20 protein-coding genes and 1 riboswitch are annotated in these 16,450 nt (G+C 73.8%); of the genes, 13 read left to right on the forward strand and 7 right to left on the reverse strand.

What is annotated here, in order from left to right; translation table 11 throughout:
* The first annotated feature begins 30 nt into the window (after nt 1-30).
* Both M6B22_RS00435 and M6B22_RS00440 read left to right on the forward strand, forming a co-directional pair.
* Nucleotides 31-693, forward strand: coding sequence for an MBL fold metallo-hydrolase (locus M6B22_RS00435; protein ID WP_269443790.1), 663 nt, complete (start codon nt 31-33; stop codon nt 691-693).
* 119 nt (nt 694-812) lie between these two features.
* Complete coding sequence (locus M6B22_RS00440; RefSeq protein WP_269443791.1) at nt 813-1,865, forward strand: hypothetical protein; 1,053 nt, start codon at nt 813-815, stop codon at nt 1,863-1,865.
* A 12-nt stretch (nt 1,866-1,877) separates the two neighbouring features.
* Here the strand turns inward: M6B22_RS00440 and M6B22_RS00445 are convergent, their stop codons facing one another.
* Nucleotides 1,878-2,270, reverse strand: coding sequence for a DUF2237 family protein (locus M6B22_RS00445; RefSeq protein WP_269443792.1), 393 nt, complete (start codon nt 2,268-2,270; stop codon nt 1,878-1,880).
* Between the two features lie 95 nt (nt 2,271-2,365).
* Here M6B22_RS00445 and M6B22_RS00450 point away from each other — a divergent pair, with 95 nt between their 5' ends.
* From M6B22_RS00450 to M6B22_RS00460, 3 genes are read left to right on the forward strand one after another with little or no spacing between them, the layout of a single operon-like run.
* Entirely contained in the window at nt 2,366-2,857 is a 492-nt protein-coding gene (locus M6B22_RS00450; RefSeq protein WP_269443793.1) for a PH domain-containing protein, read from the forward strand.
* On the forward strand, nt 2,854-4,380 hold the full coding sequence (locus M6B22_RS00455) for a PH domain-containing protein (protein ID WP_269443794.1): 1,527 nt from the start codon (nt 2,854-2,856) through the stop codon (nt 4,378-4,380). Before M6B22_RS00450 ends, M6B22_RS00455 begins: the two co-directional genes overlap by 4 nt.
* Complete coding sequence (locus M6B22_RS00460) at nt 4,377-5,270, forward strand: ROK family protein (RefSeq protein WP_269443795.1); 894 nt, start codon at nt 4,377-4,379, stop codon at nt 5,268-5,270. The genes M6B22_RS00455 and M6B22_RS00460 overlap by 4 nt, the downstream gene beginning before the upstream one ends.
* Before the next feature lie 28 nt (nt 5,271-5,298).
* On the opposite strand, the gene M6B22_RS00465 is transcribed toward M6B22_RS00460, so the two are convergent.
* Both M6B22_RS00465 and M6B22_RS00470 read right to left on the reverse strand, forming a co-directional pair.
* Nucleotides 5,299-6,216 (reverse strand): hypothetical protein, encoded by a 918-nt coding sequence (locus M6B22_RS00465; RefSeq protein ID WP_269443796.1) that lies wholly within the window; start codon nt 6,214-6,216, stop codon nt 5,299-5,301.
* Between the two features lie 12 nt (nt 6,217-6,228).
* On the reverse strand, nt 6,229-7,230 hold the full coding sequence (locus tag M6B22_RS00470; RefSeq protein WP_269443797.1) for a L,D-transpeptidase family protein: 1,002 nt from the start codon (nt 7,228-7,230) through the stop codon (nt 6,229-6,231).
* An 89-nt stretch (nt 7,231-7,319) separates the two neighbouring features.
* Here M6B22_RS00470 and M6B22_RS00475 point away from each other — a divergent pair, with 89 nt between their 5' ends.
* The gene (locus tag M6B22_RS00475; protein WP_269443798.1) at nt 7,320-7,607 is read left to right on the forward strand and encodes an antibiotic biosynthesis monooxygenase family protein; all 288 of its coding nucleotides are present in this window, start codon (nt 7,320-7,322) and stop codon (nt 7,605-7,607) included.
* A 4-nt stretch (nt 7,608-7,611) separates the two neighbouring features.
* On the opposite strand, the gene M6B22_RS00480 is transcribed toward M6B22_RS00475, so the two are convergent.
* Nucleotides 7,612-8,022: a VOC family protein gene (locus M6B22_RS00480; RefSeq protein WP_269443799.1), complete on the reverse strand. Its 411-nt coding sequence runs from the start codon at nt 8,020-8,022 to the stop codon at nt 7,612-7,614.
* Nucleotides 8,019-8,693 (reverse strand): thiaminase II, encoded by a 675-nt coding sequence (gene tenA / locus M6B22_RS00485; RefSeq protein WP_407935771.1) that lies wholly within the window; start codon nt 8,691-8,693, stop codon nt 8,019-8,021. The genes M6B22_RS00480 and tenA overlap by 4 nt, the downstream gene beginning before the upstream one ends.
* 31 nt (nt 8,694-8,724) lie before the next feature.
* Here tenA and thiD point away from each other — a divergent pair, with 31 nt between their 5' ends.
* Nucleotides 8,725-9,552 carry a bifunctional hydroxymethylpyrimidine kinase/phosphomethylpyrimidine kinase gene (gene thiD / locus M6B22_RS00490; RefSeq protein ID WP_269443801.1) on the forward strand — a complete coding sequence of 276 codons (828 nt, stop codon included), beginning with the start codon at nt 8,725-8,727 and terminating at the stop codon, nt 9,550-9,552.
* Nucleotides 9,553-9,631: 79 nt separating this feature from the next.
* Here thiD and thiE read toward each other — a convergent pair whose 3' ends face one another.
* On the reverse strand, nt 9,632-10,267 hold the full coding sequence (thiE, locus tag M6B22_RS00495) for a thiamine phosphate synthase (protein WP_269443802.1): 636 nt from the start codon (nt 10,265-10,267) through the stop codon (nt 9,632-9,634).
* Nucleotides 10,268-10,282: 15 nt separating this feature from the next.
* Nucleotides 10,283-10,386: riboswitch (TPP riboswitch) on the forward strand.
* On the opposite strand from thiE, the gene thiO reads away from it, so the two are divergent.
* The 6 genes from thiO to M6B22_RS00525 all read left to right on the forward strand — a co-directional run bounded on the left by thiO (nt 10,372) and on the right by M6B22_RS00525 (nt 15,746).
* Nucleotides 10,372-11,508, forward strand: coding sequence for a glycine oxidase ThiO (thiO, locus tag M6B22_RS00500; RefSeq protein WP_269443803.1), 1,137 nt, complete (start codon nt 10,372-10,374; stop codon nt 11,506-11,508). It overlaps the preceding riboswitch by 15 nt.
* Nucleotides 11,505-11,705 carry a sulfur carrier protein ThiS gene (thiS, locus tag M6B22_RS00505; RefSeq protein ID WP_269443804.1) on the forward strand — a complete coding sequence of 67 codons (201 nt, stop codon included), beginning with the start codon at nt 11,505-11,507 and terminating at the stop codon, nt 11,703-11,705. Before thiO ends, thiS begins: the two co-directional genes overlap by 4 nt.
* Nucleotides 11,706-11,710: 5 nt before the next feature.
* Nucleotides 11,711-12,484: a thiazole synthase gene (locus M6B22_RS00510; protein ID WP_407935609.1), complete on the forward strand. Its 774-nt coding sequence runs from the start codon at nt 11,711-11,713 to the stop codon at nt 12,482-12,484.
* A 90-nt stretch (nt 12,485-12,574) separates the two neighbouring features.
* Nucleotides 12,575-13,918, forward strand: coding sequence for a purine-cytosine permease family protein (locus tag M6B22_RS00515; RefSeq protein ID WP_269443806.1), 1,344 nt, complete (start codon nt 12,575-12,577; stop codon nt 13,916-13,918).
* Nucleotides 13,912-14,814: a pseudouridine-5'-phosphate glycosidase gene (locus tag M6B22_RS00520; protein WP_269443807.1), complete on the forward strand. Its 903-nt coding sequence runs from the start codon at nt 13,912-13,914 to the stop codon at nt 14,812-14,814. Before M6B22_RS00515 ends, M6B22_RS00520 begins: the two co-directional genes overlap by 7 nt.
* On the forward strand, nt 14,811-15,746 hold the full coding sequence (locus tag M6B22_RS00525; RefSeq protein ID WP_269443808.1) for a carbohydrate kinase family protein: 936 nt from the start codon (nt 14,811-14,813) through the stop codon (nt 15,744-15,746). The genes M6B22_RS00520 and M6B22_RS00525 overlap by 4 nt, the downstream gene beginning before the upstream one ends.
* On the opposite strand, the gene M6B22_RS00530 is transcribed toward M6B22_RS00525, so the two are convergent.
* Nucleotides 15,709-16,428: an LmeA family phospholipid-binding protein gene (locus M6B22_RS00530; protein ID WP_269443809.1), complete on the reverse strand. Its 720-nt coding sequence runs from the start codon at nt 16,426-16,428 to the stop codon at nt 15,709-15,711. The genes M6B22_RS00525 and M6B22_RS00530 overlap by 38 nt on opposite strands.
* Nucleotides 16,429-16,450 lie beyond the last annotated feature (22 nt).

Consider the following 16,450-nt stretch of genomic DNA (forward strand, 5'->3'; position numbering starts at 1 on the left):
TCCCGCGGCCCGATCTCGTAGGCTTCGGCCATGAGCGAGTACACCGGGAAGGTCACTGTAGGCGGCGAGATGGACGTGCGCCGCCTGCCCGGGCTGACGATCGCGAAGCTGGCCGTCGGCCCGATGGACAACAACGCCTATCTGCTGCGCTGCACGCAGACCGACGAGGGGCTGCTGATCGACGCGGCCAACGAGGCCGACCGGTTGCGCGGCTTGATCGTGTTCGACGGACCGCCGGTGTCGGCGGTGTTGACCACGCACAAGCACGCCGATCACTGGCAGGCGCTGGACGAGATCGTCGATGCCGCGGGGGCTGCGGTGTACGCGGGGGCGGAGGACGCCGACGAACTGCCGGTCGCCGTCGACGAGCGTCTGGTGCACGGCGACGTGATCACCGTCGGCGACGCGACGCTGGAGATCATCGCGCTGCGCGGCCACACCCCCGGTTCGATCGCGGTGCTGTACCGCGACCCGGAGGGCGTGCCGCACCTGTTCACCGGCGACTCGCTGTTCCCCGGCGGCGTGGGTCGGACGACCTCACCGGAGGACTTCGCGTCCTTGCTGGACGACGTGTCGGCGCGGGTCTTCGACGTGCTGCCGGACGAGACCTGGTTCTACCCCGGACACGGCGACGACTCCACCCTCGGCGAGCAGCGCCCGCACCTGGCCGAGTGGCGCGAGCGCGGCTGGTAACCGCATTCGTCCGGTTCGTCATGCGATCGCGGGGGTGGGGCACCACGATCGCATGACGAAGCGCGCCCGCTCGGGCCAGCCTGCCCGGGACGGCGCGCCGCCGCCGCTATCGTCTGCGCGTGATCAGCGGGCACCGGCACCGGACAGCGGCGAGAACCGCCGCCATCACAGCCGCGATCGCCGTGCTCGGCATCGCCACCGGGTGCACCCAGGGCGCCGTCACCGCGACGCATCCGGCCACGCCGACCCCGTCCCCGCGCCCGAGCACGACGCAGACCACGCCGCCACGTCCACCGACCCGCGCGCCGTCCGTGCTGGCCCGGCTCACCGACGCCGACCAAGCCCGCCCCGCGGACCTGCTCGCCCCGCCTGAGGCGAACAGCCCGCAACTGCCGCAGGGCGGCCGCACGATCCTGGGCTCGTACCGGGTCGTCGCGTACTACGGCGGCCCGGGCGGACCCGCCCTCGGCGCTCTCGGCAACGCCCCGCCCGAGCAGATGGCGAAGGTGATCGCGGCGCGTGCCCGGCAGTTCGCCGGCTACGGGTTGCCCGTCCAGCCCGCGATGGAACTGATCGCCAGCGTCGCGCAGGCCGGCCCCGGCCCGGACCACCTGTACTCCAAGACGATCTCGCCGGCCGTCGTGCAGAAGTACCTCGATGTCGCGCACCGGCACCACCTGCTGCTGATCCTGGACTTCCAGCCGGGACGCGGCGAGTTCCTGCCGCAGGTGCAGCGCTTCGCCGAGTTCCTGACCGATCCCAGCGTGTCCGTCGCGCTGGACCCGGAGTGGAAGATGGCCCCGGGGCAAGTGCCGGGCACGGTGATCGGCTCGTCCCGCGCGAGCAGCATCAACCGGGTCGGCGACTACCTGGCCGGCATCGTCCGCCAGCACGAGCTGCCGGACAAGCTGCTGATGGTGCACCAGTTCACCCTCGGGATGCTGCCCGACCGCGCGAAGCTGCGGCACTACCGGGGCATCGAGCTGGTGCTGCACGCCGACGGGTTCGGCAGCCGGGCGGCGAAGATCGGCACCTACCGGCAGCTGGCGTTCCCGGGACGGCCGGACGGCGCCGGCTTCAAGCTGTTCCTGACCCAGGACACCGGTGGTCTGATGAGCCCCGCGCAGGTGATGGCGCTGCGCCCGCAGCCGGACGTCGTCACGTTCCAGTAGGGGTGCGGCGGCTCAGGTCAGCGAGCCCGGATCGGCCGGGACGTCGACCGCGTGCTCGCGCAGCGCCTCCAGCGGCACGACCGCCAGCGCCGCCTCGTGCGTCGAGGCGAGCACCACCGGCGCCGCGACACCGTCGTGGTAGGCCTGCAGCCACCGCGCGGCGACCACGCACCAGCGATCCCCCGGCCGCAGACCGGGGAAGCCGTACTGCGGCAGCGGCGTGCTCAGGTCGTTGCCGACCTGCTGCTGGTGCGCCAGGAACTCGCGGGTCACCACCGCACACACCGTGTGGCTGCCCAGGTCGTCCGGACCGGTCGTGCAGCTGCCGTCGCGGTAGAAGCCGGTCACCGGGTCGCGCCCGCACGCCTGCAACGGGCCACCCAGGACGTTCCGCGCTCCGGCCATGTGCCCGATCCTCGCACCCCGCTGACATCTGTCACCGCACGCCGGTGCCGTCGCGTCGCTGCCGTGCCCCGAGCCGGACGGGCAGGATGGACTGCGTGACCGAGCTCCGCCTGCGCGCGCCGACCCACCTGGTCAGCCCGCGGGCGATCGCGTACTGGACCGTTCGTGCCGTCCTGTGCTGGCTGGTGATCGGTGCCGTCGAGATCGTCGTCTGGCTCGGCCGCCAGCACCCGAGCGGGCTGCACCTGACCCTCCTGATGATCACGGTGCTGCTCGCCGCGGCGCACGTGGTCGTCATGCCGCAGTGGCGCTACCGGGTGCACCGGTGGGAGGTGGGCGACACCGCGGTGTACACGCAGGCCGGTTGGTTCACCCAGGAGCGCCGGATCGCCCCCGTCGCGCGGATCCAGACCGTCGACACGCACCGTGGCCCGCTCGAGCAGCTCTTCGGGCTGTCCAACGTCACGGTCACCACCGCCTCGGCCGCCGGCCCGTTGAAGATCCACGGCCTGGAGCGCGGCGTCGCCGAACTGCTGGTCGAGGATCTCACCGTGCGCACCCAGGCCGCCGGAGGCGACGGGACGTGAGCCTGACCCAGCTCACCGCCGCGCCGCCGACGCCGCCGGCGCCGCAGTGGCGGCGGCTGAGCCCGCGCATGCTGCTGGTGCACCCGGTGATCGAGGTGGGCAAGGCATTGCCCGCGATCCTCGGGGCGTTCCTCGCCGGGCACAGCAGCGGGCACGACGGCAGCGGCTCGCGCTGGAGCCTGGCGATCGCCGGAGTCGTCGCCGCCCTTTCGCTGCTGCGCTGGGTGACCACCCGGTACCGGATCACGCCGCAGCAGATCCAGCTGCGGCACGGGCTGCTGCGCCGCCGCACGCTGGCCGCGCCGGTCAGCCGGGTGCGCACCGTCGATGTCACCTCGCATCTGCTGCACCGGGCACTCGGCCTGGCCCGCGTGGTGATCGGCACCGGCACGTCCGACCGCAAGGGGCGCGACCGGCTGGTGCTCGACGGCCTCACCGCGGCCACCGCCGCCGGCCTGCGCGCCGAGCTGCTGCACCGCGCACCAGCCGTCGCCCCGGGCGCGACCGTCCAACCGATGCAGCCGGAGATGCAGCTCGCTGTGCTCGACCGGCGCTGGCTGCGGTACGCCCCGTTCACCCTCACCGGGGCGGTCACCGGGCTGGCGCTGCTCGGGGTGGGGTGGCGGGTCGTCACCGAGGGGCACGTCGACGTGAACCGGCTCGGTCCCTACCGCGCCGCGGCCGACCGGCTCGGGCACTGGTCGCTGGGCGTGGACATCGCGGTCGTCACGCTCGCCGTCGTCCTGTTCGTCGCGGTCGCCTCCACGCTCGGCTACCTGCTGTCGTTCTGGAACTTCCGGCTCACCCGGCACGCCGGCGGCACGCTGCACGTGAGCCGCGGCTTGCTGACCTCGCGCGCGACCAGCATCGAGCGGCGCCGCCTGCTCGGTGCCGAGCTGTCCGAGCCGCTGCTGCTGCGGGCGGCCGGTGGTGCCCGCTGCCTGGCGATCGCGACCGGGCTGCGGGTGGGCCGCGGCGCCGAGCGGGGCGGCGAGATCCTGCTGCCGCCGGCGCCGCGCGCCGAGGCGACGCGGGTCGCCGGGGCGGTACTCGGCACCGCCGGCCCGTTCGTCGCCGCCCTACCGAAACATCCGGCCGCGGCACGGCGGCGCCGGGTGGCCCGCGCGGTCGGCGCCCTGCTGCTGGCCGCGGCGATCTCGGGGCTGGTCGCGTGGGCGGCCGGCTGGTCGGCCTGGCTGTTGCTGGTGCCCGCGGTGCTGCTCGGCCCGGCCGTCGCGCTCGGCCTCGACCGCTACAGCTCGCTCGGGCACGCCCTGGTGGCCGGTCACCTCGTCACCCGCTTCGGTTCGCTGGTGCGCCGACGCAGCGCGCTCGCGGTGGACGGGATCATCGGTTGGAACCTGCGTTCCAGCTGGTTCCAGCGCCGGCTCGGGCTGGCGACGCTCACCGCCACGACGGCCGCCGGCAGGCAGCGGTACCCGGTGCAGGACGTCGGCGCGCAGGAGGCCGTCCGGTTCGCCGCCGAGTGCGTCCCCGGCCTGCTGACACAATTCCTCGCGTGAGCGCCGATCCGATCCCCGTGCTGGAGGTCGGCGGCACCCATGTCACCGCCGCGCTGCTCGGCCCGCGGGACTGGAGCTACCTCGTGCCGCCGCACCGCACCGACCTGGACGGGCACGGCACAGCCGCCGAGATCCTGGGCGCCTTCGCCGCTGCCGCGCGCACGCTGGACGCCGCGGCCGGGGCGAGCTGGGGCGTCGCGATGCCCGACCCGTTCGACTACGAGCACGGCATCGGTCGGTTCCACGGCGTCGCCAAGTTCGAGGCCCTGGACGGCGTCGACGTGCGGGCCGCACTGCGCGAGTCGCTGCCGGCGCCGCGCGGTATCGCCTTCGTCAACGACGCCGACGCGTTCGCGCTCGGCGAGGCGGCGCAGGGGGCAGCGTCCGGGCGGCGCCGGGTCGCCGGGCTCACCCTCGGCACGGGCGTCGGCAGCGGCTGGGTGGTCGACGGCCAGGTGGTCTCGGACGGACCCGGCATCCCACCCGGCGGCCGCATCCACCAGCTCGACGCCCTCGGCCGGCCGCTCGAGGACGTCATGTCCCGGCGGGCGATCCGCCGCGCCTACCGCGACGCCGGTGGCGACGACCTGGACGTGCGCGAGATCGCGGACCGCGCGCGGCGCGGCGAGGCCGCAGCCATCGAGGTGCTGCGGCACGCCCTGTGCGCGCTGGGGAAGGTGGTCGGCGGGTGCGTGCTCGGCTTCGGTGCGGACGTGCTGGTCGTCGGCGGTTCGATGGCCGGGTCGTGGCAGCTGTTCGAGCCGTGGTTCCGGGCGGGCGCCGGCGAGTTGCCCGCCGAGATCGTGGTCAGTGCCGACAGCGAGCGGGCCGGCCTCGTCGGCGCCGCGCTGGCCGCCCTGGCTGCCCTGGCCGAGTCATCGCCTAGCTGATGTTCTAGCTGATGTCCTAGCTGATGTCCTAGCTGACGCCGATGAGGATGCGCGGGTGCGCGGCGGGCCTGAGCCAGCGCAGGATCCGCACCAGCTGGTCCTGCGGGATCGAGACGCAGCCCGCGGTAGGTTCACCGACCGAGACGTGCAGGAAGAAGGCGCTGCCCGCACCCAGCTTGACGCCGCCGGGCGCGTTCGCCGTGTTGTAGTCGATCACGATCGCGTAGTCGTAGTACGGCGTCTCGTAGCGCAGGTGCTCGTTGGGATCGCCCTGGGTGAAGGCGCAGTTCGACGCGCAGCGCTGGTGGGTGTTGTACAGGGCCGCGCCGCGCCCGCTCGTCTGGCTGATCCACCAGTCGGCCGGCGTCGTCCGGAAGTACGGCAGGTCAGTGCCGGGATCGGTGTTCGCGCCGAAGGCCTGGGTGAGCGTGAAGCTGCCCATCGGGGTCGCCGACAGCCCCTCGCGCGTCTGCGTCGACATGCCGCTCGAGCCGACGAAGGCGGGCACCGGCGGCCCGACCCTGCGCCACGCCGAACCGGACTTGGACCAGGCCTGCAGCGTGGCGGTGGTGCTGCCTGTCGACGGCGCGGTCACGGTGACCACCTGGGTCGCGGAGCCGGTGCGGTAGCCGAGCGGAAGGCCTCCGCCGGAGCGCGAGGACGGGGTCGCCGACCGCGACGGCACCGCCGGGGTGTGCTGTTCGTGACCGCCAGGCGTCGTGCTGTGCGTCGTGCTGGGCGCCGTGATGAGCGCCGTGCTGCTCGGCGCGGGCGGCGTCGTGCTCGGCAGGGACGACGCCGGCGGGGACGACGTCACGGGGGTGGAGCCTGCGGACGATGCGCCGGGCGGGGTGCTCGTGCGCTGCGTGCCCGGCGACGTGCTGCACGCTGCGAGGGTCAGCGCCGCCAGGACGAACGCGGCGAGGCGGGACGAATCAGCGGGCACCAGTCCAGGGTGTCATGCCGTCCCGATCAGGATGCGCGGGTGGGTCGACGGGGTCAGCCAGCGCATCAGGGTGACCAGCTTGCTCTGCGGGATCGCGACGCAGCCCGCCGTCGCGCGGCCGTCGGTGACGTGCAGGAAGAACGCCGAGCCGTGCGGGTACGCCGCGGCGCCGGACGGCGTGTTGATGACCACCGCGTAGTTGTAGTACGGGACCGCGGCGCGCAGCTGCTCGTTCGTGCCGTTGTCGTAGCCGCACGACGAGCAGCGCTGGTGGGTGTTGTAGAACGCGCCCGGGCTGCTGATCCAGTAGTCGGCCCAGGTGGTCCGGAAGTACGGCAGGCTGGTGCCGGGATCGCTCAGCGCGCCGAACGCCTGGGTGAGGGTGAAGCTGCCCATCGGGGTGGCCGAGCGGAACTCGCTCGGCGAGCGGGTCATGCCGTCGGCGCCGATGTGCGCGGTGACCGCCGCTCCGTAGTGCAGCCAGCCACCGCCGGGCGCCCTGTACCAGGCCTGCAGCCGGGCGGTCGTGTTCCCGGTGCCGCTCGCGGTGACGGTGATGACGCGCGTGGCGCTGCCGGTCGAGTACTGCAGCGGCAGCGCGATGCCGCGCCGCGGTGCGGGCTTGGGCTTGGCCGGCGGCGGCTTCGGGGCGGCAGGGGTAGTGCTTGCCGGGGCGTGCCTGGTGGGCTTCGGCGGCGGCGCGGCCGACGTCGACGCGTGGCTCGTCGGCGGCGCGGCGTGCACGGTGTGCGTGGCAGCCGGGTGCGTGGCGGCCGGATGGGTGCTGCTCGGCGGGGCACTCGACGCACGGGCGCTGCTCGGTGTCGTCGCCACGATCCGCGGCGCGAACGTCGGGGTCGCCGGCTCAGAGGTGGTGACCGGCGCCGTGACCGGATCGGTGAACTCGGCCGCCGGCTTGCTGCTGCCGGCCCGGCTCATCCCGACGGCGACCACCGCGCAGCCCGCGACGGCAGCGGTCGCGGCGAGCGAGGAGACGATCCGGCCGAGCGACATGTGACCAGTGTGCCAGTTGTGACTGATGTGAATCCAGTGCGACGCACCCCGGGTTCCGGTGCGCCCGCCGGATCTGCCACGCTGCGGCCATGGTTCTCGAGGTCGCCGACATCCAGGTCACGCCGGGCGCGGAAGAGGAGTTCCTCGCTGCCTACCGCGGGATCCGCGACGTCCTGGTCACGACGCCGGGATGCAACTCGGTCCGGATGACCCGCGGCATCGAGTCGCCGGCCCGGTTCACGCTGCTGGTGGAGTGGGACTCGGTCGAGGCGCACGAGGACAACTTCCGCGCGAGCGAGAGGTTCGAGCGCTGGCGGGCCGCGATCGGCCCGTTCTTCGCGGCGCCGCCGAACGTCGAGCACTTCACCGACATCTGAACGATCACTCCGGGGCGACGGCCTCGATCAGGTTGCCGTCCGGGTCGAGCACGATCGCGTTGAACTCGCCGGTGCGGAAGATCGGCCAGCGGCGCGGGGCATCGTGCGAGCGCCCGCCTGCGGCGAGTGCTGCGGCGTGGAATGCCTCGACGTCGGCGCGGCTGCGCGCGCGCAGGCAGACGTGCAGCCCGGACGTCGGCCGCGTCCCGGCGACCGCCCACAGCATCGCGCGCGCGGGCCCCGGCTGCTCCGGCTCCGCCCAGGCGATCGCCTCGATTGCGGCGTCGTCCTCCTCCTCGTCGCCCAGCTCGACCACCCGGCACAGGCCCAGCGCGCCGAGCGCCGCGTCGTAGAACGCCGCGCTGCGTGCCAGGTCGGCGACCGTGACAGTTACATGGTCGAGGAACACGCTCACACCGGCCACGCCTCACGGCGCCATGCCGCGTCCCAGAACATCCACTCGTAGCGCGACGTCGTGGCGAAGTGCCGGGCGGCCCGCGCGGATTCGTCCGGGGCAAGGGCGGCGCCGATCCGGTCGGCGAGCGCCAGCACCTCGGACACCGTGGCCGCGAACGCGTCGCCGCCGTAGGTGTCGATCCAGCGGGCGTACCGCGGGTCCGGCGAACCACGGCCGGCGAGCTCGGCGCCGACCCGCTGGTAGATCCAGTAGCAGGGCAGCACCGCGGCCACACCCTCGGCGAACGTCCCGCCGTACGCCGCGGCGAGCAGGTAGCTCGTGTACGCGGTGGTGGTCGGTGACGGCGCGATCGCGTCCAGCTCAGCCGGGTCGAGGCCGAGCTGCGGCAGCAGCGTCTCGTGCAGCGCCAGTTCGACCGCCACCGTCTCGGCCGCGTGCCGGGCGAACAAGCCGGTGTCCGCGTGCGTCGCTGCCTTCGCCCCGACCACGGCGAGCGCCCGCGCGTAGTCGCGCAGGTAGTGCGCGTCCTGCGCCAGGTAGTAGGCGAACCGGGTCTGCTCCAGGCTGCCGTCGGTGAGCCCGGTCAGGAACGGGTGCGCCAGGATCGCGCGGTACGTCGGCTCGACCTGCGTCCACAGTCGGGTCGTCCAGCTGTCGGTCACCTGCAGGGCCCCTCGTGCGATTGGCGATACTGACGCCGTGACGCTACCGGGCACCGTGCAGCCGCCGACCGCACTCACCATCGCGGGCTCCGACTCCGGCGGTGGCGCCGGGGCACAGGCCGACCTGAAGACGTTCCTGTCCTGCCACGTGCACGGCATGTCCGCGATCACCGCGGTGACCGTGCAGAACTCGCTCGGCGTGACCGGCTTCTACGAGCTGCCCCCACAGGCGGTCGCCGAGCAGATCGAGTCGGTAGCGACGGACATCGGGGTCGGCGCGGCCAAGACCGGCATGCTCGCCTCCGCGGCGATCATGGACGCGGTCGCCGAGGCGGTGCGGCGGCTGAAGGTCACCCCGTTGGTCGTCGACCCGGTCGCGGCATCGCAGCACGGCGACCCGCTGTTGCGGCCGGACGCGCTGTCGGCGCTGCGCAAGGTGATCCTGCCGCTGGCCACCCTGGTGACGCCGAACCTGGGCGAGGTCCGGCTGCTCACCGGCCTCGAGGTGCGCGAGCGGGCCGACATGGACGAGGCCGCGAAGGCGCTGCACGCACTGGGACCGCAGTGGGTGCTGGTCAAGGGCGGCCACCTGCCCGGCGGCGACGCGGTCGACGTCCTCTACGACGGCAGCACGTTCGCCGAGTTCGCCGCCCCGCGGCGTACGACCGAGCACACGCACGGCTCGGGCGACACCCTCGCGGCCGCGATCACCGCGGGCCTCGCGCGCGGGCTGGACGTGCCGGCCGCGGTCGAACTCGGCAAGGCGTTCATCACCGGCGCCGTCGCGGGCTCGTTCCCGCTCGGCGCCGGCCTCGGACCGGTCGGCCACTTCTGGCGCGTCAAGCCCTGGCCGGCCCAGGCCTGAGGCGTGGCGCGCTGCCTGTGTCCTGCGATCGAGGGGCCGTGACCCCTCGATCGCAGGACACAGCGGCGCCGGCACCGGATCAGGCAACCCGGAGGCGGGTGGCGAAGGCCCGCGCGGCGGCGCCCGGATCCTGCGCCTCGGTGATCGCGCGCACCACGACCGCGCGGCGCGCTCCGGCCGCGATCACCGCGTCCAGCCGCTGCAGGTTCTCGATGCCGCCGATCGCGAACCACGGCCGCTCGTCCTGAGCGGCCGCCGCGTGCCGGATCAGCTCGACGCCCGCGGCCGGACGCCCCGGTTTGGTCGGCGTCGTCCAGGTCGGTCCGCAGCAGTAGTACGCGACGTCCGCCTCGACGCGTGCCGCATCGGCCTGGGCGGCCGAGTGGGTGGACCGCCCGATCAGCACGTCCGGCCCGACGATCGCGCGAGCGAGGGGCACCGGCAGGTCGTCCTGGCCCAGATGCAGCACCGGCGCGCGCACCGCACGGGCGACGTCGGCGCGGTCGTTGACCGCGAACAGTGCGCCGTGCCGCTCGGCCGCCGCCGCGAACAGCTCGAGCAGCCTGATCTCCTCGCGCGCCTCCAGCCCCTTCTCGCGCAGCTGGACGACGTCCACCCCGTTCGCCAGCACCGCGTCCAGGAACTGCTCGAGATCACCGGTCCGGGCGCGGGAACCGGTGCACAGGTACAGGCGGGCGTCCTTCAGCTCAGGCACCCCGCGAGCGTAGGGTGGTCGGTGCACGGGAGCCCCGACCGGGGGCTGAGAGGGCAGATCGCCGACCGTCGAACCTGATCCGGGTAATGCCGGCGCGAGGGAGCATGCGCACAACGAACGCAGACGTGATCGTGCTGGGCAACGGCGCGATCGGATCGGCCGTCGCCTGGCGGTGCGCGCAGCGCGGGCTGGCCGTCACCGTGCTCGACCCGGATCCCGCCCGGGGCGCGTGGCACACCGCCGCCGGCATGCTCGCGCCGGTCACCGAGCTGCACTACGCCGAGTCGGCACTGCTGCGGCTCAACCTCGACTCGCTGACCCGCTACCCCGCGTTCGCCGCGGAGCTCACCGAGCTCACCGGGCTGCCGACCGGGCTGCAGGAGTGCGGCACCGTCTCGATCGCCTGGGACGGTGCCGACCTGGCGGCACTGCGGGACCTGCACGCGTTCGGCCGCAGCCTCGGGCTGCCCGGCGAGCTGCTCACCGGGCGCGAGCTGCACGCGCTCGAGCCGGCGCTCACGCCCGGCCTGCCCGGCGGGCTGCTGGCGGCCGGTGATCACCAGGTCGACCCGCGGCTGCTGCACGCGGCGCTGGTCGCGGCCGGCGAACGCGCGCGTGTCCGCGCCGTCGCGGCCGCCGGATCGGTCGTGCTGAGCGGCGACCGGGTCACCGGCGTGCGGCTGCCGGACGGAACGCAACTGTCGGCCGCACACGTCGTGCTCGCCGCCGGAGCCTGGTCCGGCACGGTCGACGGTCTCCCGGAGTCGACGCGCCCCGGCGTCCGGCCGGTGAAGGGCCAGACGCTGCGGCTGCGGCTCCCCGGCCCGCCCCGGCTGGCCCACGTGGTGCGCGGCAGCATCAAGGGCGTGCCGATCTACGTGCTGCCACGCACCGACGGCACGTACGTCGTCGGCGCCTCGGCCGAGGAGGTCGGCTTCGACCAGTCGCCGCGCGCCGGCGCGGTGTACGAACTGCTGCGCGACGCCCAGTCGCTGATGCCCGAGCTCGGCGAGGCGGTGCTCGCCGAGATCAGCACCGGGTTGCGCCCCGGCTCCCCCGACAACGCCCCCAGCATCGGGCCGTCCGCGATCACCGGGCTGATCCACGCGACCGGCCACTACCGCAACGGCATCCTGCTCACCCCGGTCACCGCCGATGCCGTCGCCGACCTGATCAGCACCGGCCAGCTGCCGGACGGGCTCGCCGCGTTCACGCCCGACCGGTTCCGGGTGAGCGCATGAACGTCCGACTGAACGGCGAACCGCGCACCCTCGATCCCGGAACCACTCTCACCGAGCTGGTCGAGTCGATCACCGGCAGCACCCGCGGCAGCGCGGTCGTCGTCGACGACGAGGTCGTACCGCGCGGCAGCTGGCCGGCCTTCACCCTGCGGGACGGGCAGCGTGTCGAACTCATCACCGCCGTCCAGGGAGGTTGATCGACATCATGGACGATCCGTTCGTCATCGCCGGCGAGGAGCTCGCCTCGCGGCTGATCCTCGGCACCGGTGGCGCGCCCAGCCTGGAGATCGTCGACGAGGCGCTGGTCGCGTCGCAGACCGCGCTGTGCACCGTCGCGATGCGCCGGGTCGACCCGGCCACCAGCGGGTCGATCCTGGACGTCATCGACCGGCGCGGCGTGCGCGTGCTGCCCAACACCGCCGGCTGTCGCACGGCCCGCGAAGCGGTGCGCACCGCGGAACTGGCCCGCGAGGCGCTGGAGACCGACTGGGTCAAGCTCGAGGTGATCGCCGACGAGCGCACCCTGCTGCCGGACCCGATCGAGTTGCTGGACGCCGCGCAGACGCTGGTCGGCCTCGGCTTCACGGTGCTGCCGTACACCAACGACGACCCGGTGCTGGCCCGCCGGCTGCAACAGGCCGGCTGCGCCGCCGTCATGCCGCTCGGTTCACCGATCGGCACGGGCCTGGGCATCGGCAACCCGCACAACATCGAGCTGATCGTGAGCGAGGCGCGGGTCCCGGTGATCCTCGACGCCGGCATCGGCACCGCATCCGACGCCGCGCTGGCGATGGAGCTCGGCTGCGCCGGAGTGCTGCTCGCCTCGGCCGTGACCCGCGCACAGAACCCCGCCCGGATGGCCGCCGCGATGGCCGCCGCAGTCACCGCTGGCCGGCTCGCGCACCTGGCCGGGCGCATCCCGCGCCGCAACCACGCCCAAGCATCGTCACCGACCGAAGGAATGGCAGTTCTGTAACCACCCACCGCGGGAGCTCCACCAGGGGCTGAGAGGGCCGTCCGGCCGACCGCCGTACCTCCCGGGTAATGCCGGGGCAGGGAGAGATGCATGACCACGACGCACGAACGCAGCACCACCGCCGGTACGCCCACCGAGGTCGGCCGCACCCTCGCCGACGAGAACCCGCGCACCCTGACCGCACTGGACATGGGCGCGCTGTGGGGCAACCTCGGCGTCAGCCTGCTCGGCTTCACCGGCGCCATCTTCGTGCTGGTGCCGGTCGACAAGCCGATGTCGCTGCTCGCCGCGTGCGTCGCGGTCGCGGTTGGCACCCTGCTCGGCACGCTCGGCTTCGCGGCCGCCGGCATTCCCGGGTCGGACACCGGCGCGCCGTCGATGGTGCTGCTGCGTGGCCTGTTCGGTACCAAGCCGTCCTACCTGCCCACCGTGCTCAACGTGGTGCAACTGCTCGGCTGGACGACGTTCGAGCTGGTCACCATCGCGACCGCCATGCACCAGGTCGCCGGCGGTGTGCCGCGCTGGGGGTACGTGCTGGCCGGCGGCGTGATCACCACGCTGCTGGCGCTGCGTCCGCTCGGCTGGATCCGGGTGCTGCGCCGCTACGTCACCGTCGCGGTGGCCGTCGCGCTGGTCTACCTGTTCGTGCAACTGCTGCGTCACCCGCTGCCGTCGTTCACCCATGGCGGCTGGGGCGGGTTCTGGATCGCGGTCGACACCGTGATCGGCGTGTCGGTGTCCTGGGTACCCCTCGCCTCGGACTACTCGCGGCACGCGCGCAGTGCGCGCGGCGCCTTCGCCGGAACGCTCGTCGGCTACTCGCTGACCCAGTTCGGCTGCTACCTGCTCGGCCTGGTCGCGCTGGTCACCGTGGCGACCGCGCCGGAGCAGATCTTCGGCTCGTTCATCGCGGTACCGCTCGGCACGGTGGCCTTCGGCGTCCTCGCCGTCCGCGAGTTGGACCAGTCGTTCGCGGACACCTACTCGACGGCGGTGTCGCTGCAGAACTTCCGGCCCACCTTCGACCGTCGCCTGCTCGCGCTCGCCGTGGGGACCGTCGCGACCGTGTGCGCGCTGGCGCTGGACATCAACGACTACGAGAACTTCCTCACCCTGATCGGGTCGGTGTTCGTGCCGCTGCTCGGCGTGCTGGTGGTGGACTACTTCGTGATCAGCCGGCGCAGCTGGGACCTCGGCGAGCAGGTGGCGGCCCGCTGGTCGACGCTGGTCGCCTGGTTGCTCGGTTTCGTCGCGTACCAGCTGATCTATCCCGGGACGATCGGCTGGTGGCAGCGCATGTGGCTGCGCATCCAGGACTGGCTGCACTTCACGCCGCAGAGCTGGATGAGTGCCTCCCTGACCGCGTTCGTGGTCGCCGCGATTGCGACACTGGTGGCCGGAATGCCGCGACGCAGGAGGGAACCCGAGTGCTGATCCACCCCGAGGTGCAGGAGGCGCTCGAGGCCGGCCGTCCCGTGGTCGCGCTGGAGAGCACGATCATCAGTCACGGGCTGCCGCGGCCGGACAACCTGCGCATCGCCCGCGAGATCGAGCAGTCCGTGCGCGACGGCGGCGCGGTCCCCGCGACGATCGCGGTCGTCGACGGGCAGGCCCGCGTCGGCCTGGACGACGCGGCCCTCGAGCGGGTGGCCAACGACCCGTCCGTGGTGAAGGTCAGCGTGCGCGAACTGGCGGCGGTGGCGGCGCGGAGGGGCGTGGGTGCGACCACGGTGGCCTCCACGGCGCATCTCGCGGCCCGGGCCGGCATCGGGGTGTTCGCCACCGGCGGCCTGGGCGGCGTGCACCGCGGCGCCGCCGAGTCCTGGGACGAGTCGGCCGACCTCACCACGCTCTCGCGCACGCCGGTGCTGGTGGTGTGCGCCGGGGTGAAGTCGATCCTGGACGTGCCGGCCACGCTGGAGCGGCTGGAAACGCTCAACGTGGGCGTACTGGGGTACCGCACCGACCGGTTCCCCGGCTTCTACCTGCGCGACGCCGGGTACGGGCTGGACTGGCGGGTCGACTCACCGGCCGAGGTCGCCGCGGTGCTGCGGGCGCGCACCGACCTGGGCACCGACCGGTACGGGCTGGTGCTGGCGAACCCGATCGCCCCCGAGGACGAGCTGGACCGCGACCTGCACGACACGGTGCTCGCCAGCGGGCTGAAGGCGGCCGAGCACGCGGGGGTGCGCGGCAAGGACGTCACGCCGTTCCTGCTCGACTGGTTCCACCGCGAGACGCACGGCGCGTCGCTGGCCGCGAACGTCGCGCTGGTGCGCGGCAACGCCACCCTGGCCGGCGAGGTCGCCGCGGCGCACGCCACGCGATGACGCTCGTCTGCCTCGGCGACGTGATGGCCGACGTGCTGGCCCGGCTGCCCGGCCCGCTCGCCCTCGGCAGCGACACGCCGGCGGCGGTGCGCATCTCCGGCGGCGGGTCGGCCGCGAACACCGCGGCCTGGGCGGTGGCCGCGGGTGGCTCGGCGCTGTTCGTCGGCTGCGTCGGCGACGACCCGCTCGGCCGGATGGTGCGCGACGAGCTGACGGCAGAACGCCTCGACCTCGCCCTGAGCGTTGATCCGGGCGAGCCGACCGGCACCTGCGTGGTGCTGATCGAGCCGGGCGGCGAGCGCACCATGATCCCGTCCATCGGGGCGAACGCGAGCCTGCGTCCGGAGCACCTGCCCGCCCGCGCGTTCGTCGCCGGCAACCGGCTGCACGTGTCCGGTTACGCGCTGCTGGGCCCGGCCCGCGCGGCCGCGCTCGCGGCCCTGGAACGGGCCCGCGGCGCCGGCTTGCCGGTCTCGGTCGGGGCCGGATCCGCCGCCCCGCTGCGGGCCGTGGGTGCCGAGCAGTTCCTGAGCTGGGTCGGGCGTGACGTGCTGCTGTTCGCGAACCGGGACGAGGCGGCCGCGCTCACCGGCCGCGACGACCCGGCCGAGGCTGCCGGACTGCTGGCCGAGCGGGCCGGGCGGGCCGTGGTCACCTGTGGCGCGAGCGGAGCGCTGTGGGGTGAGGGCTCAGGCCGGCCGCAGCACGTCCCGGCCCCGGCTGTCGGCGTGCTCGACAGCACCGGCGCGGGAGACGCCTTCGCCGCCGGGATGCTGCTGGCGCTGGCGGCCGGCAGTCCGGCGCCGGAGGCGGTTCAGGCCGGGCACCTGCTCGCCGCCCGGGCCTGCGGCGTGGTCGGCGGGCGTCCGGTCGGTCCGGTCAGCGGCGGTCCGGTCAGCGGCGGAAGGTCAACTGCTGCGCCGTCAGCCTGACGCTGAGCCCGTCCGCGCCGGCGCTCAGCGAGCGCACCTGCACACCGAACGGCAGCCCGCGCAACGAGATGGCGGTGCCGAACACGCCGGCGAAGTAGCTGTCGACCTCGGCCGGCACGCGCTGGCCGGCCACGGTGACCTTCGGGTCGACGAAGGTGAGCTCGCCGGAATGGCTCAGGTGCACGCCGGCGGTCGCGCTCGCCGGCACCGAGACACCGGCGACGGTGACCGTGTGGGTGGCGCGCACCCGGTGGTCCCCCGCGTACGCGAGTGCCACGCCGAGGGTGCTCGCGATGTCGGAGTACCTGATCTGCGCCGTCGCTGTGCTCGACCTGGACGTCGCGCTGCGGAAGTCGCGCGCGACGTGCACGTGATGCATCGCCACGTCCAGGCGCCGGACGCGCAACTGCCGGCTCCCGTCGCCGACCATCAGGTCGTCGGCCCGCACGTCGATCTCGTCGAAGGTGCCGCTGGCCAGCTGGGTCAGGAACGGAAAGCCCGTGACCGAGACATCGGGCCGGTGCGCCAGGTTCTGTGAACGCTGCAGCAAGCTGGCAGCCTCGTGCTCGGCGACGGCGTCGGCGATCCGGTCGGCGGCGACGAGCAGGGCCAGCACCACGAGCAGCACGATCACCAGCCGCCTGCCCAGTCGGCTGCGGCGCCGGGGCGCGGAGATGCTCATCGAGGAAGATCCTCGCATCCGG

The organism is Jatrophihabitans cynanchi, assembly GCF_027247405.1.
GTDB lineage: Bacteria > Actinomycetota > Actinomycetes > Mycobacteriales > Jatrophihabitantaceae > Jatrophihabitans_B > Jatrophihabitans_B cynanchi.

Coding starts and splice junctions, on each gene's coding strand:
- M6B22_RS00525 (WP_269443808.1), top strand. CDS start 14,811: ATGACGCTCGTCTGCCTCGGCGACGTGATGGCCGACGTGCTGGCCCGG.
- M6B22_RS00470 (WP_269443797.1), bottom strand. CDS start 7,230: ATGTCGCTCGGCCGGATCGTCTCCTCGCTCGCCGCGACCGCTGCCGTC.
- M6B22_RS00515 (WP_269443806.1), top strand. CDS start 12,575: ATGACCACGACGCACGAACGCAGCACCACCGCCGGTACGCCCACCGAG.
- M6B22_RS00475 (WP_269443798.1), top strand. CDS start 7,320: ATGGTTCTCGAGGTCGCCGACATCCAGGTCACGCCGGGCGCGGAAGAG.
- M6B22_RS00530 (WP_269443809.1), bottom strand. CDS start 16,428: ATGAGCATCTCCGCGCCCCGGCGCCGCAGCCGACTGGGCAGGCGGCTG.
- thiO (WP_269443803.1), top strand. CDS start 10,372: ATGCGCACAACGAACGCAGACGTGATCGTGCTGGGCAACGGCGCGATC.
- M6B22_RS00435 (WP_269443790.1), top strand. CDS start 31: ATGAGCGAGTACACCGGGAAGGTCACTGTAGGCGGCGAGATGGACGTG.
- M6B22_RS00445 (WP_269443792.1), bottom strand. CDS start 2,270: ATGGCCGGAGCGCGGAACGTCCTGGGTGGCCCGTTGCAGGCGTGCGGG.
- thiS (WP_269443804.1), top strand. CDS start 11,505: ATGAACGTCCGACTGAACGGCGAACCGCGCACCCTCGATCCCGGAACC.